A 16,197-nucleotide genomic window follows, 5' to 3' on the forward strand; every position below is an offset into this window, starting at 1 on the left:
GACAATTTATTAAGTGAAATATAGCCTAAGTGCACCTATAAACGACCTCGGAATGTATTCCGGGGTCATTTTTCTTAGAGCGGATAGAGTATGATTGGTTTTAATTTCTAATATAGATTGTAGAGCTATAAGATTAATAATATAATGATTTTGATTGCTGCATACGGTTATTAACTTTGAACAAATGAAATGGAGATGTATATTAATCTATGACTAGCGTATCCATTGTTGATTTAAAACCCGGTGTCAAATTGGTCAAAAGTGTATATACCCCATTGGGAGGTCTCCTCTTTCATAAAGATAAGGTACTACTTTCACGTGACTTAGATATTCTGAAAGCGTTTCTCGTAGAGTATGTAGAGATAGGGCAATTGAGAGAAAAAAGTGTTCAAACGAAGGAAAAGGTTTCAAATCATACAAAAGTAGCCACAATAGAAAAATCTATAGGCAACTCTTCCGATTCATTTGTTCAAAATCAGTCATCATCGAATAGTTCATCTTCTTTTGAGGAAGAATATGATAAGTTGGTCCATTTGATTAAGAATGCTTATCCTTCTGTTTTAGCGGCAGGAATTCCTATATATGAAATTCGTAATCAGCTAGAACGAGTGATTCATTATATAAAAGATTATAGTGTGATCTCTTTTTCACCTCGTCTATTAAATGACTACGATTATATGTATCATAATGCTGTTCTGTGTGCGTTGTCTTCTTACAAGCTCGCTCAGTGGAGCGGTCTTCCACCAAAGGATTGGATGCAGTCGGCATTCGCGGGTCTTTTTCATGATATCGGAAATGTTAAGGTTGATCCAACCATATTGCATAAGCCAGACTCTTTAACGACTAGTGAGATTGAAGAAATGCAGCAGCATACAAAATACGGGTATCAGTTACTAAAGAATGTTACTGCTATTAATGAAGGCGTACGTTTAGCAGCATTGCAACATCATGAAAAAGTCGATGGTACAGGATATCCATTACGTGTTCAAAGTAATATGATTCATTTGTATTCCAAAATCGTTGGAGTAGTGGATATATTTCATGCTATGACGCTAAATAAGGCATACCGAAAAGGACAATCTCCATATTTGGTTCTAGAACAAATCTACTCGGAATCCTTCGGTAAATTAGATCCTAAATTAGTACAGATATTTATAAAAAAAGTGACGGAGTTCAATAATGGTGTGATGGTTAGGTTGAGTAACGATCAAATAGGGGAGATTGTCTTCTCAAATCATAATCAACCTACGCGTCCTATGGTCTCTGTTAGTAATAATATTATAAATTTGGAGCAACAACGCCATCTTTACATAGTAGAAATAATTAAATAGTAGAAATGATTAAAGGAATGGCTAGCTTATACAGGGCACACATAGCTCAGCATATATATTCAAATATAAGCGGTCTTGCTTTCAGTATGAAGAAGGTAAGGTCGCTTTTTAATATATGTTGAAAAAAATATAAAAAATATTGCATTCATATGACAGACGTGATATATTATTTATCCGGCCATTAAACGTCGGTCAAAACGAATCAGAAAGCTTAACAATCACATGAAAATGACATTGAAAATAAAGCTTGCATTACTGAGTTGGACATGATAAGATATAGTAGTTGTCGCCGAGAACAACTGGTGATGACGAAAGAGAAATTGATCTTTGAAAACTGAACAACGAGTGAGTAAAGATTTCACGAAAGTGAAATCAAAACAAATGAGAAATCATTTGGTAGAGAATGCAAATTCTCGCCAGTTTGTTTCAAAATGAGCATATCGCTCTTTTCATTCGATGGATGTGAGATCGCTGCAAAGTTGATTTGACATTCATCTCTATTGGAGAGTTTGATCCTGGCTCAGGACGAACGCTGGCGGCGTGCCTAATACATGCAAGTCGAGCGGAGTTGATGGAGTGCTTGCACTCCTAATACTCAGCGGCGGACGGGTGAGTAACACGTAGGTAACCTGCCTGTGAGACTGGGATAACTACCGGAAACGGTAGCTAATACCGGATAATACATTTTCTCTCCTGAGGAGATGTTGAAAGGCGGAGCAATCTGTCACTTACAGATGGACCTGCGGCGCATTAGCTTGTTGGTGAGGTAACGGCTCACCAAGGCGACGATGCGTAGCCGACCTGAGAGGGTGAACGGCCACACTGGGACTGAGACACGGCCCAGACTCCTACGGGAGGCAGCAGTAGGGAATCTTCCGCAATGGACGAAAGTCTGACGGAGCAACGCCGCGTGAGTGATGAAGGTTTTCGGATCGTAAAGCTCTGTTGCCAGGGAAGAAGATTCAGGAGAGTAACTGCTCCTGGAGTGACGGTACCTGAGAAGAAAGCCCCGGCTAACTACGTGCCAGCAGCCGCGGTAATACGTAGGGGGCAAGCGTTGTCCGGAATTATTGGGCGTAAAGCGCGCGCAGGCGGTCATTTAAGTCTGGTGTTTAATCCCGGGGCTCAACCCCGGGTCGCACTGGAAACTGGGTGACTTGAGTACAGAAGAGGAGAGTGGAATTCCACGTGTAGCGGTGAAATGCGTAGATATGTGGAGGAACACCAGTGGCGAAGGCGACTCTCTGGGCTGTAACTGACGCTGAGGCGCGAAAGCGTGGGGAGCAAACAGGATTAGATACCCTGGTAGTCCACGCCGTAAACGATGAGTGCTAGGTGTTAGGGGTTTCGATACCCTTGGTGCCGAAGTTAACACATTAAGCACTCCGCCTGGGGAGTACGGTCGCAAGACTGAAACTCAAAGGAATTGACGGGGACCCGCACAAGCAGTGGAGTATGTGGTTTAATTCGAAGCAACGCGAAGAACCTTACCAGGTCTTGACATCCCTCTGAATCCACTAGAGATAGTGGCGGCCTTCGGGACAGAGGAGACAGGTGGTGCATGGTTGTCGTCAGCTCGTGTCGTGAGATGTTGGGTTAAGTCCCGCAACGAGCGCAACCCTTATGCTTAGTTGCCAGCACATTATGGTGGGCACTCTAAACAGACTGCCGGTGACAAACCGGAGGAAGGTGGGGATGACGTCAAATCATCATGCCCCTTATGACCTGGGCTACACACGTACTACAATGGCCGGTACAACGGGCTGCGAAATCGCGAGATGGAGCCAATCCCACCAAAGCCGGTCTCAGTTCGGATTGCAGGCTGCAACCCGCCTGCATGAAGTCGGAATTGCTAGTAATCGCGGATCAGCATGCCGCGGTGAATACGTTCCCGGGTCTTGTACACACCGCCCGTCACACCACGAGAGTTTACAACACCCGAAGTCGGTGGGGTAACCCGCAAGGGAGCCAGCCGCCGAAGGTGGGGTAGATGATTGGGGTGAAGTCGTAACAAGGTAGCCGTATCGGAAGGTGCGGCTGGATCACCTCCTTTCTATGGAGAATCGTTTCCTGCAACGGAAACATTCATATAAGAGTCAAGATAAGACTTATGGAACAATAGATTCCATGAACATTTCCTCACTCGTTGTCAGTTTTGAAAGAGCAATCTTTCAAACATGTTATTTCTCTTGTAGAAATGACTTTGATCCTTGAAAACTAGATAACGAAACGAATTTGCGATTTAGAACATCTTTATATCGCGCTTGTGTTACAACAAGCGTAGTGTAAAAGTAGCAGCGAATTTGATGTGATGATCGATCCTTTGGGAGTTCATTTCAACCTCTAATGGGTTTACTCAATAGATGAAATGAACGGACAAGAGAGCGGACAGCGCAACAAATGAGCGAAATGGTTAAGCTACTAAGAGCACACGGAGGATGCCTAGGCGCTAGGAGCCGATGAAGGACGTGGCGAACAACGAAACTACCTCGGGGAGCTGTAAGCAAGCTTTGATCCGGGGGTGTCCGAATGGGGAAACCCAGCTGTGGTAATTCGCAGTTACTCATTCCTGAATACATAGGGAATGTAGAGGCAGACCAGGGGAACTGAAACATCTAAGTACCCTGAGGAAGAGAAAACAATAGTGATTCCGTCAGTAGCGGCGAGCGAACGCGGAACAGCCCAAACCAAGGAGCTTGCTCTTTGGGGTTGTGGGACGTCTCACATGGAGTTACAAAGGATTAGGTTAGGTGAAGAGGTCTGGAAAGGCCCGGCATAGAAGGTAAAAGCCCTGTAACCAAAAGTCTAATCCCTCCGAGACGGATCCCGAGTAGTGCGGGGCACGTGAAACCCCGTATGAATCTAGCAGGACCATCTGCTAAGGCTAAATACTACCTAGCGACCGATAGTGAAACAGTACCGTGAGGGAAAGGTGAAAAGCACCCCGGAAGGGGAGTGAAATAGAACCTGAAACCGTGTGCTTACAAAAAGTCAGAGCCCTATTTATGGGTGATGGCGTGCCTTTTGTAGAATGAACCGGCGAGTTACGTTCCCGTGCAAGGTTAAGGTGAGAAGCCGGAGCCGCAGCGAAAGCGAGTCTGAATAGGGCGAATTTTAGTACGTGGACGTAGACCCGAAACCGAGTGATCTACCCCTGTCCAGGGTGAAGGTGCGGTAACACGCACTGGAGGCCCGAACCCACGCATGTTGAAAAATGCGGGGATGAGGTGGGGGTAGCGGAGAAATTCCAATCGAACTCGGAGATAGCTGGTTCTCCCCGAAATAGCTTTAGGGCTAGCCTCGGAAATAAGTCGTGGAGGTAGAGCACTGATTGGGTGCGGGGCCCGCAAGGGTTACCAAACTCAGTCAAACTCCGAATGCCATAGACTCGAATTCCGGGAGTCAGACAGTGAGTGCTAAGATCCATTGTCGAAAGGGAAACAGCCCAGACCATCAGCTAAGGTCCCCAAGTGTGTGTTAAGTGGGAAAGGATGTGGAGTTGCACAGACAACCAGGATGTTGGCTTAGAAGCAGCCACCATTGAAAGAGTGCGTAATAGCTCACTGGTCGAGTGACTCTGCGCCGAAAATGTAACGGGGCTAAACACGCCACCGAAGCTATGGCTTGATGCTTTGCATCAGGGGTAGGGGAGCGTTGTATGCAGGTTGAAGGTGTACCGTAAGGAGCGCTGGACAGCATACAAGTGAGAATGCCGGTATAAGTAACGAAAAGATCAGTGAGAATCTGATCCGCCGAAAGCCCAAGGTTTCCTGAGGAAGGCTCGTCCTCTCAGGGTAAGTCGGGACCTAACGCGAGGCCGAAAGGCGTAGTGGATGGACAACAGGTTGAAATTCCTGTACCACCGTAATCCGTTATGAGTAATGGGGTGACGCAGCAGGGTAGTGACGCGGACTGATGGAAGTGTCCGTCTAAGCAGTGAGGCTGATGTGTAGGCAAATCCGCACATCATTAAGGCTAGGCTGTGATGGGGAGCGAAAATTATAGTAGCGAAGGTCATGATCTCACACTGCCAAGAAAAGCCTCTAACCAGGAGAAGGTGCCCGTACCGCAAACCGACACAGGTAGGCGAGAAGAGTATTCTAAGGCGCGCGGAAGAACTCTCGTTAAGGAACTCGGCAAAATGACCCCGTAACTTCGGGAGAAGGGGTGCCCCGGTAGTGTGAATAGCACGAGGGGGCCGCAGTGAAAAGGCCCAAGCGACTGTTTAGCAAAAACACAGGTCTGTGCGAAGCCGCAAGGCGAAGTATACGGGCTGACGCCTGCCCGGTGCTGGAAGGTTAAGGGGAGTGGTTAGGGGTAACCCGAAGCTATGAACCGAAGCCCCAGTAAACGGCGGCCGTAACTATAACGGTCCTAAGGTAGCGAAATTCCTTGTCAGGTAAATTCTGACCCGCACGAATGGCGTAACGACTTGGGCGCTGTCTCAACGAGAGATCCGGTGAAATTTTAATACCTGTGAAGATGCAGGTTACCCGCGACAAGACGGAAAGACCCCATGGAGCTTTACTGCAGCTTGATATTGGATTTGGGTACGATCTGTACAGGATAGGTGGGAGCCTGAGAAGTAGGAGCGCAAGCTTCTACGGAGGCGCCGTTGGGATACCACCCTGATCGTATCTAGGTTCTAACCTAGGACCGTAAACCGGTTCGGGGACAGTGTCAGGTGGGCAGTTTGACTGGGGCGGTCGCCTCCTAAAGAGTAACGGAGGCGCCCCAAGGTTCCCTCAGAATGGTTGGAAATCATTCGAAGAGTGCAAAGGCAGAAGGGAGCTTGACTGCGAGACCTACAAGTCGAGCAGGGACGAAAGTCGGGCTTAGTGATCCGGTGGTACCGCATGGAAGGGCCATCGCTCAACGGATAAAAGCTACCCTGGGGATAACAGGCTTATCTCCCCCAAGAGTCCACATCGACGGGGAGGTTTGGCACCTCGATGTCGGCTCATCGCATCCTGGGGCTGAAGTAGGTCCCAAGGGTTGGGCTGTTCGCCCATTAAAGCGGTACGCGAGCTGGGTTCAGAACGTCGTGAGACAGTTCGGTCCCTATCTGTCGTGGGCGCAGGAAATTTGAGAGGAGCTGTCCTTAGTACGAGAGGACCGGGATGGACGCACCTCTGGTGTACCAGTTGTTCCGCCAGGAGCATAGCTGGGTAGCTACGTGCGGACGGGATAAACGCTGAAAGCATCTAAGCGTGAAGCCCCCCTCAAGATGAGATTTCCCAATTAGTAAGACCCCTTGAAGACGACGAGGTAGATAGGTTGGAGGTGGAAGTGCAGTAATGCATGGAGCTGACCAATACTAATCGGTCGAGGGCTTATCCTATCGTTTTAACATTGCAAATTCATTTCGTATCTAGTTTTCAAGGATTAAACCTTGTAAATACCGTTTGGTGGCGATAGCGGAGGGGTTCCACACGTACCCATCCCGAACACGACCGTTAAGCCCTCCAGCGCCGATGGTACTTGGACCGCAGGGTCCTGGGAGAGTAGGACGTCGCCAAGCAAAAGAAAAAACCACTGTCAGAAGTTGACGGTGGTTTTATTTTAGTTAAAATTAGCACGAACGTACAGGTACTAGCAGTTGTGTTATTGTGTATATTAAAGGGAACTTCTAATATGTTTTATTAAAAAGTGAGAAGAAATCCGTTATGACCAATAATAATAAAGCATTAGATATAATGTTAACATTTTATGAGTGTAAAGAATGGATAGAGTCGTCAGAAATCTTCTGACTCTCTATCCATTTTTCATTATTGTTTTACAATTATAATTTGATTTGGTAATGCTCAGAGAGATTATATTCTTAGACTGTCAGGCTATTTAACTATTGTGTCCCGTTAGTTGAACGTGTTTCTTCATGATGCATTGGTCCCTTACCGCCCGCATTCACTTTTGAATAGCATAATATAGTTATAGCGATTATTGATTCCATATTCAGAACATTGAATATTAGTCTACCAGATTAAATGACATTAAAATAAACCATCGACTTTTAAAGCTGTATTTTATTTCTACATAAAATATGTTAATTAAATAAGAGGTGCTTGAATCAATGTTGCAAATTTAAATTGGTGAACATGACCATCATTTAATGTAGTTTGGCCTGTAACAAAATGTACGTGTTTGCCATTTCCGACTGCAATAGCTGGTCCTGTTCTGATTCTTTTTAGATTATGAAAATGGTTCAGGAAATCAGTTTTTGTGAGATCAATTTCATGGACATGACTTCTTCCTACACGAATCGCTTGCCCTGTAACACCTGCAAAGCGATGGTTATGTCGATCTGCACCTTCTTCAGCCAGCTTAGTACTACCTTCAAATTCATGTACGTGCCTCTGTGCCTGTTTAGAAGATACTGATATTTTCTTTATTGTAGGTTTCCTTTTCTTCACCCGTTGCATGCCTCCTTATGATTATGTGACTTCACAACATCCTATTAAGGCAAACATATATAAGTGCTTGGCTATCAGCGGTCCATGTGATAATTTTTTTGATTATACACTTGAATCAATTTCATGAATTTTAAACCTCGTTGTCTTACGAGAGCAAATGTCCTTGATCTTCAGTGGGCAGTCAAAAAAAACAGTGAAGGCAAACACCTGTTTTGGTATGGCTAGAAAGATCATTTAGCTGTAGGCACGCAGAGTCAATAGATTCTTGGATCGTTGCTTCTTCCGGGAATTTAATGACAGTAAGGCAGTGATTAGTAAATGGGATGACAATCTAACATCTGAGCTACAAATTTAAACATGCCGCTATGGATGCCGGGTTATGATTATAATCCTAGTGACCAAAAAGTTTGAAAAGCACATACCTACCATTAGTTTACTACCGACGGCGCGAACCTGAGTGGGTAGGATTTGATTGAACATTTTGCTCCGACTTGTGTTCAGGAAAATTCCTATCGCTACGACAGTTATGATTAGGAGTACGAGTACGTTCAAATATATTTGGCCGAAAAAATTCGAGGTTGTCCATTAGCCAATGACTTGCTTTTCCAAAAGGTGTACAAGATGAAAATAACAAAAGACCCTTAGAAATTATACGGATTTGGCGCGGGGTTCCACGTCTAATCTTCAGTTTTTTTGAGTGATGCATTATGAAATTAATTCACTTATTTCATGGAATTAAGCGACCCAGTTAACACAGAAGGCCGCCGATCCAATGTCGGTAGCCTCTGGTGATTATATTATTACGCTTTCGTTTCCCGTTAGTGGAAGCTGCCCTTTCGGTAAAATGACCTAATATGTCCCTTTAGCGCAATATTAAGGTTTTGTCTTTTGTTCGATCCAATATTCATCCAACAATTTATAAGTCAAAGTACAGATGATAATGGGCCCGACAACCTACATTGAAATTAGCATTACAGGAGGGACAGGCAGATTTACTGGTTAGATATTCATGAATTGTTAATTGGCGACCACAGGCACCACAAAGAATAGCCTTCACATCGGTCTGATCCTTACTCCATCTTACTGCGGGATGATCGGAAACTTCTCTATGACATTCATAACAAGGATAATAGGCATCACAGCAAGGAAACCGAATAGCTATGATATCGACAGTAGAATGATAATGTCCGCAACGAGTCTGGCGATCTACTTCGACCCCGTAGATTTTTATACCATGTACGCTAACGTAATTTTGTCTGTGAGTATTCGACACCTGAAATAATTCACCTCCATCGAAAATTATACTATATCACTTTTATTATGAATAACTGCCTGTTAGATTAACTGAGCATTTTATTTCATAGGCATATTTTTCACTTAGCAAATTTCTCAAAGAATTGAAGTTCGTCTTTATGTTTTCCGCAATGAATTGTTCCGCATGAATAAGTCTCTAAACAAATTCTTGTGTTTGATAGTCTAATAAGGAGGATTGGATGATGCAGCTAGTAAAATGGTCCAAGATGTTGAGGATGTGATATATGCTCGGTAGGCGGATTTAGAAAGAGGGAAAACGATGGTTTAGCTAAATTCAATGAAAATAAATTGGAATGTTTCTATGTGGGGAGATGGAGTCTACGGGGTTGGACTGAGATACTATAACATACGGTTACAGGTGTGAATACTTTTAAAGACTGAATATATTTCTTGGTAATGATGAATGATGTTATATAATATAGGAATCATTCAAATAGCAAATGGCAAATGGCAAAGACATTACTCTTTCATTAATATGATAGATTTGGACGCTATTAATACACGTAAAAGACTACCTTCTATATGAGTCGAGCGGGATATGATAGTGATTAGTTAATAATTATTAGTTATAAAATATTATAACTTGCAGTTATACAACAAACGTGATATATTATTTATCCGGCCATTAAACGTCGGTCAACACGAACCAGAAAGCTTAACAATCACATGAAAATGACATTGAAAATAAAGCTTGCATTACTGAGTCGGACATGATAAGATATAGTAGTTGTCGCCGAGAACAACTGGTGATGACGAAAGAGAAATTGATCTTTGAAAACTGAACAACGAGTGAGTAAAGATTTCACGAAAGTGAAGTCAAAACAAATGAGAAATCATTTGGTAGAGAATGCAAATTCTCGCCAGTTTGTTTCAAAATGAGCATATCGCTCTTTTCATTCGATGGATGTGAGATCGCTGCAAAGTTGATTTGACATTCATCTCTATTGGAGAGTTTGATCCTGGCTCAGGACGAACGCTGGCGGCGTGCCTAATACATGCAAGTCGAGCGGAGTTGATGGAGTGCTTGCACTCCTAATACTCAGCGGCGGACGGGTGAGTAACACGTAGGTAACCTGCCTGTGAGACTGGGATAACTACCGGAAACGGTAGCTAATACCGGATAATACATTTTCTCTCCTGAGGAGATGTTGAAAGGCGGAGCAATCTGTCACTTACAGATGGACCTGCGGCGCATTAGCTTGTTGGTGAGGTAACGGCTCACCAAGGCGACGATGCGTAGCCGACCTGAGAGGGTGAACGGCCACACTGGGACTGAGACACGGCCCAGACTCCTACGGGAGGCAGCAGTAGGGAATCTTCCGCAATGGACGAAAGTCTGACGGAGCAACGCCGCGTGAGTGATGAAGGTTTTCGGATCGTAAAGCTCTGTTGCCAGGGAAGAAGATTCAGGAGAGTAACTGCTCCTGGAGTGACGGTACCTGAGAAGAAAGCCCCGGCTAACTACGTGCCAGCAGCCGCGGTAATACGTAGGGGGCAAGCGTTGTCCGGAATTATTGGGCGTAAAGCGCGCGCAGGCGGTCATTTAAGTCTGGTGTTTAATCCCGGGGCTCAACCCCGGGTCGCACTGGAAACTGGGTGACTTGAGTACAGAAGAGGAGAGTGGAATTCCACGTGTAGCGGTGAAATGCGTAGATATGTGGAGGAACACCAGTGGCGAAGGCGACTCTCTGGGCTGTAACTGACGCTGAGGCGCGAAAGCGTGGGGAGCAAACAGGATTAGATACCCTGGTAGTCCACGCCGTAAACGATGAGTGCTAGGTGTTAGGGGTTTCGATACCCTTGGTGCCGAAGTTAACACATTAAGCACTCCGCCTGGGGAGTACGGTCGCAAGACTGAAACTCAAAGGAATTGACGGGGACCCGCACAAGCAGTGGAGTATGTGGTTTAATTCGAAGCAACGCGAAGAACCTTACCAGGTCTTGACATCCCTCTGAATCCACTAGAGATAGTGGCGGCCTTCGGGACAGAGGAGACAGGTGGTGCATGGTTGTCGTCAGCTCGTGTCGTGAGATGTTGGGTTAAGTCCCGCAACGAGCGCAACCCTTATGCTTAGTTGCCAGCACATTATGGTGGGCACTCTAAACAGACTGCCGGTGACAAACCGGAGGAAGGTGGGGATGACGTCAAATCATCATGCCCCTTATGACCTGGGCTACACACGTACTACAATGGCCGGTACAACGGGCTGCGAAATCGCGAGATGGAGCCAATCCCACCAAAGCCGGTCTCAGTTCGGATTGCAGGCTGCAACCCGCCTGCATGAAGTCGGAATTGCTAGTAATCGCGGATCAGCATGCCGCGGTGAATACGTTCCCGGGTCTTGTACACACCGCCCGTCACACCACGAGAGTTTACAACACCCGAAGTCGGTGGGGTAACCCGCAAGGGAGCCAGCCGCCGAAGGTGGGGTAGATGATTGGGGTGAAGTCGTAACAAGGTAGCCGTATCGGAAGGTGCGGCTGGATCACCTCCTTTCTATGGAGAATCGTTTCCTGCAACGGAAACATTCATATAAGAGTCAAGATAAGACTTATGGAACAATAGATTCCATGAACATTTCCTCACTCGTTGTCAGTTTTGAAAGAGCAATCTTTCAAACATGTTATTTCTCTTGTAGAAATGACTTTGATCCTTGAAAACTAGATAACGAAACGAATTTGCGATTTAGAACATCTTTATATCGCGCTTGTGTTACAACAAGCGTAGTGTAAAAGTAGCAGCGAATTTGATGTGATGATCGATCCTTTGGGAGTTCATTTCAACCTCTAATGGGTTTACTCAACAGATGAAATGAACGGACAAGAGAGCGGACAGCGCAACAAATGAGCGAAATGGTTAAGCTACTAAGAGCACACGGAGGATGCCTAGGCGCTAGGAGCCGATGAAGGACGTGGCGAACAACGAAACTGCCTCGGGGAGCTGTAAGCAAGCTTTGATCCGGGGGTGTCCGAATGGGGAAACCCAGCTGTGGTAATTCGCAGTTACTCATTCCTGAATACATAGGGAATGTAGAGGCAGACCAGGGGAACTGAAACATCTAAGTACCCTGAGGAAGAGAAAACAATAGTGATTCCGTCAGTAGCGGCGAGCGAACGCGGAACAGCCCAAACCAAGGAGCTTGCTCTTTGGGGTTGTGGGACGTCTCACATGGAGTTACAAAGGATTAGGTTAGGTGAAGAGGTCTGGAAAGGCCCGGCATAGAAGGTAAAAGCCCTGTAACCAAAAGTCTAATCCCTCCGAGACGGATCCCGAGTAGTGCGGGGCACGTGAAACCCCGTATGAATCTAGCAGGACCATCTGCTAAGGCTAAATACTACCTAGCGACCGATAGTGAAACAGTACCGTGAGGGAAAGGTGAAAAGCACCCCGGAAGGGGAGTGAAATAGAACCTGAAACCGTGTGCTTACAAAAAGTCAGAGCCCTATTTATGGGTGATGGCGTGCCTTTTGTAGAATGAACCGGCGAGTTACGTTCCCGTGCAAGGTTAAGGTGAGAAGCCGGAGCCGCAGCGAAAGCGAGTCTGAATAGGGCGAATTTTAGTACGTGGACGTAGACCCGAAACCGAGTGATCTACCCCTGTCCAGGGTGAAGGTGCGGTAACACGCACTGGAGGCCCGAACCCACGCATGTTGAAAAATGCGGGGATGAGGTGGGGGTAGCGGAGAAATTCCAATCGAACTCGGAGATAGCTGGTTCTCCCCGAAATAGCTTTAGGGCTAGCCTCGGAAATAAGTCGTGGAGGTAGAGCACTGATTGGGTGCGGGGCCCGCAAGGGTTACCAAACTCAGTCAAACTCCGAATGCCATAGACTCGAATTCCGGGAGTCAGACAGTGAGTGCTAAGATCCATTGTCGAAAGGGAAACAGCCCAGACCATCAGCTAAGGTCCCCAAGTGTGTGTTAAGTGGGAAAGGATGTGGAGTTGCACAGACAACCAGGATGTTGGCTTAGAAGCAGCCACCATTGAAAGAGTGCGTAATAGCTCACTGGTCGAGTGACTCTGCGCCGAAAATGTAACGGGGCTAAACACGCCACCGAAGCTATGGCTTGATGCTTTGCATCAGGGGTAGGGGAGCGTTGTATGCAGGTTGAAGGTGTACCGTAAGGAGCGCTGGACAGCATACAAGTGAGAATGCCGGTATAAGTAACGAAAAGATCAGTGAGAATCTGATCCGCCGAAAGCCCAAGGTTTCCTGAGGAAGGCTCGTCCTCTCAGGGTAAGTCGGGACCTAACGCGAGGCCGAAAGGCGTAGTGGATGGACAACAGGTTGAAATTCCTGTACCACCGTAATCCGTTATGAGTAATGGGGTGACGCAGCAGGGTAGTGACGCGGACTGATGGAAGTGTCCGTCTAAGCAGTGAGGCTGATGTGTAGGCAAATCCGCACATCAATAAGGCTGGGCTGTGATGGGGAGCGAAAATTATAGTAGCGAAGGTCATGATCTCACACTGCCAAGAAAAGCCTCTAACCAGGAGAAGGTGCCCGTACCGCAAACCGACACAGGTAGGCGAGAAGAGTATTCTAAGGCGCGCGGAAGAACTCTCGTTAAGGAACTCGGCAAAATGACCCCGTAACTTCGGGAGAAGGGGTGCCCCGGTAGTGTGAATAGCACGAGGGGGCCGCAGTGAAAAGGCCCAAGCGACTGTTTAGCAAAAACACAGGTCTGTGCGAAGCCGCAAGGCGAAGTATACGGGCTGACGCCTGCCCGGTGCTGGAAGGTTAAGGGGAGTGGTTAGGGGTAACCCGAAGCTATGAACCGAAGCCCCAGTAAACGGCGGCCGTAACTATAACGGTCCTAAGGTAGCGAAATTCCTTGTCAGGTAAATTCTGACCCGCACGAATGGCGTAACGACTTGGGCGCTGTCTCAACGAGAGATCCGGTGAAATTTTAATACCTGTGAAGATGCAGGTTACCCGCGACAAGACGGAAAGACCCCATGGAGCTTTACTGCAGCTTGATATTGGATTTGGGTACGATCTGTACAGGATAGGTGGGAGCCTGAGAAGTAGGAGCGCAAGCTTCTACGGAGGCGCCGTTGGGATACCACCCTGATCGTATCTAGGTTCTAACCTAGGACCGTAAACCGGTTCGGGGACAGTGTCAGGTGGGCAGTTTGACTGGGGCGGTCGCCTCCTAAAGAGTAACGGAGGCGCCCCAAGGTTCCCTCAGAATGGTTGGAAATCATTCGAAGAGTGCAAAGGCAGAAGGGAGCTTGACTGCGAGACCTACAAGTCGAGCAGGGACGAAAGTCGGGCTTAGTGATCCGGTGGTACCGCATGGAAGGGCCATCGCTCAACGGATAAAAGCTACCCTGGGGATAACAGGCTTATCTCCCCCAAGAGTCCACATCGACGGGGAGGTTTGGCACCTCGATGTCGGCTCATCGCATCCTGGGGCTGAAGTAGGTCCCAAGGGTTGGGCTGTTCGCCCATTAAAGCGGTACGCGAGCTGGGTTCAGAACGTCGTGAGACAGTTCGGTCCCTATCTGTCGTGGGCGCAGGAAATTTGAGAGGAGCTGTCCTTAGTACGAGAGGACCGGGATGGACGCACCTCTGGTGTACCAGTTGTTCCGCCAGGAGCATAGCTGGGTAGCTACGTGCGGACGGGATAAACGCTGAAAGCATCTAAGCGTGAAGCCCCCCTCAAGATGAGATTTCCCAATTAGTAAGACCCCTTGAAGACGACGAGGTAGATAGGTTGGAGGTGGAAGTGCAGTAATGCATGGAGCTGACCAATACTAATCGGTCGAGGGCTTATCCTAAAAGTTTCATGAAGTGAAACTACTTCGGAAGCATATGCTGTTTTAACATTGCAAATTCGTTTCGTATCTAGTTTTCAAGGATTAAACCTTGAATATACCGTTTGGTGGCGATAGCGGAGGGGTTCCACACGTACCCATCCCGAACACGACCGTTAAGCCCTCCAGCGCCGATGGTACTTGGACCGCAGGGTCCTGGGAGAGTAGGACGTCGCCAAGCAAAAACCACTGTTGAAGTTATCGACAGTGGTTTTTTATGTGTATTGAGCTAAACCAAGAAATATATATGTTGGGATCATGTTTCTATAGAACGCTTCCTTGCTCATATGAAAAGGAGTAGGACACTACAAGGCTTAGCTACGTATGAGGAAGTAAGTTCATGTATTGGACATTAAATAGGATGACCCCCAAAAGTATTAAGGGAGGTCATCTCTAAGTAATCTAAACAGTTCGTTTATAACTATGTGAAATTAGAGTTACGGTTTATAGTAGCCACAGTTAGCCATTTCTAAATGGTCTGAGCCAACTTTGTAAACTGGTCAATATGAGGTTTGATTTCCTTTTCGACACTTTGAATAAATGTCTTAAGCTCCTGTTGGTTAAACTCTTCACCGACCCCAACGCTTTTGTATATTTTTCCTTTTTTTTAGGTGAATGAGAAAAAGTACCCATTTTTCAATCCTTCTAAATTTGCTTCATCGCCTCCTAATATTTCTAAATAAAGTTTGTTGTCTTTGTAAACAAAAGCATATGGAGGATCGTATTCACCGTGACGCGCTTCATATCCGGTCACCCAAATATCTTGGGTAAAGGTTCCCGTTTGGATGGAATTCTCTAAAATAGTGGCATCAAAAGCCGTCATTCTTACCGTCAACTGGCCCTCGCCGTCCTTTTTATCATTTTTCCAGTATCCTGTATACATCGAATCCGTGATCGCTTCATTCTGGCTGGTGACCGCTCTGTATACACCGTAACCAAAACGTTTGCCGTTGGACCAGCTACCTTTGTATGTTTTGCTTTTGTTCCAGGTCATCGTTCCGGTACCGTGAGGCTTTCCGTTCTTGACTTCACCGTAATAGGATACTCCGTTACCATACTCGATTGAACCTATTTTACCCGCTGCATGGATCATGTTTACATCAAGAAACAATGTGGCGATCATCGTGAAGCATAGAAACCAAACAATACTTTTTTTCAAATCCTTACACTCCCTCAATAGTGATAATGCTTATAGCTTGTCTTATTTTACTATATTATCAGTGATCATAGTTGCGAATTGATTGCCACAATCATTATTCACTAAACTATATCTATATGAAGTGAAAGTTTATATGGGGAATACATATTAACACGCAAGTTA

Annotated in this window: 4 protein-coding genes and 6 rRNA genes; 7 read left to right on the forward strand and 3 right to left on the reverse strand. The window is 46.2% G+C overall.

Annotated features, from left to right (window positions below; all coding sequences use genetic code 11):
- Positions 1-209 precede the first annotated feature (209 nt).
- The 4 genes from UB51_RS22120 to rrf (UB51_RS22135) all read left to right on the forward strand — a co-directional run bounded on the left by UB51_RS22120 (position 210) and on the right by rrf (UB51_RS22135) (position 6,852).
- Positions 210-1,331, forward strand: a complete 1,122-nt coding sequence (locus tag UB51_RS22120) for an HD-GYP domain-containing protein (protein WP_044879166.1) — start codon at positions 210-212, stop codon at positions 1,329-1,331.
- A gap of 497 nt (positions 1,332-1,828) precedes the next feature.
- Positions 1,829-3,384 (forward strand): 16S ribosomal RNA (locus UB51_RS22125).
- 358 nt (positions 3,385-3,742) lie between these two features.
- Positions 3,743-6,672: ribosomal RNA gene (locus UB51_RS22130) — 23S ribosomal RNA — on the forward strand.
- Positions 6,673-6,735: 63 nt separating this feature from the next.
- Positions 6,736-6,852: ribosomal RNA gene (gene rrf / locus UB51_RS22135) — 5S ribosomal RNA — on the forward strand.
- The 16S, 23S and 5S rRNA genes sit together here, the layout of an rRNA operon.
- Positions 6,853-7,378: 526 nt before the next feature.
- Here rrf (UB51_RS22135) and UB51_RS22140 read toward each other — a convergent pair.
- Together UB51_RS22140 and UB51_RS27400 are read right to left on the reverse strand one after the other, a co-directional pair.
- The gene (locus UB51_RS22140; RefSeq protein WP_044879167.1) at positions 7,379-7,741 is read right to left on the reverse strand and encodes a YmaF family protein; all 363 of its coding nucleotides are present in this window, start codon (positions 7,739-7,741) and stop codon (positions 7,379-7,381) included.
- Between the two features lie 916 nt (positions 7,742-8,657).
- The gene (locus tag UB51_RS27400) at positions 8,658-9,014 is read right to left on the reverse strand and encodes a CHY zinc finger protein (RefSeq protein WP_324607726.1); all 357 of its coding nucleotides are present in this window, start codon (positions 9,012-9,014) and stop codon (positions 8,658-8,660) included.
- 982 nt (positions 9,015-9,996) lie between these two features.
- Here UB51_RS27400 and UB51_RS22145 point away from each other — a divergent pair.
- From UB51_RS22145 to rrf (UB51_RS22155), 3 genes are all read left to right on the forward strand, one after another.
- A 16S ribosomal RNA gene (locus tag UB51_RS22145) occupies positions 9,997-11,552 on the forward strand.
- Positions 11,553-11,910: 358 nt separating this feature from the next.
- Positions 11,911-14,840: ribosomal RNA gene (locus UB51_RS22150) — 23S ribosomal RNA — on the forward strand.
- Positions 14,841-14,940: 100 nt separating this feature from the next.
- A 5S ribosomal RNA gene (rrf, locus tag UB51_RS22155) occupies positions 14,941-15,057 on the forward strand.
- 426 nt (positions 15,058-15,483) lie between these two features.
- Here rrf (UB51_RS22155) and UB51_RS22160 read toward each other — a convergent pair.
- The gene (locus tag UB51_RS22160) at positions 15,484-16,035 is read right to left on the reverse strand and encodes an MORN repeat-containing protein (protein WP_044879168.1); all 552 of its coding nucleotides are present in this window, start codon (positions 16,033-16,035) and stop codon (positions 15,484-15,486) included.
- Positions 16,036-16,197 lie beyond the last annotated feature (162 nt).

Origin of the sequence: Paenibacillus sp. IHBB 10380, assembly GCF_000949425.1 — a bacterium.
GTDB lineage: Bacteria > Bacillota > Bacilli > Paenibacillales > Paenibacillaceae > Paenibacillus_AQ.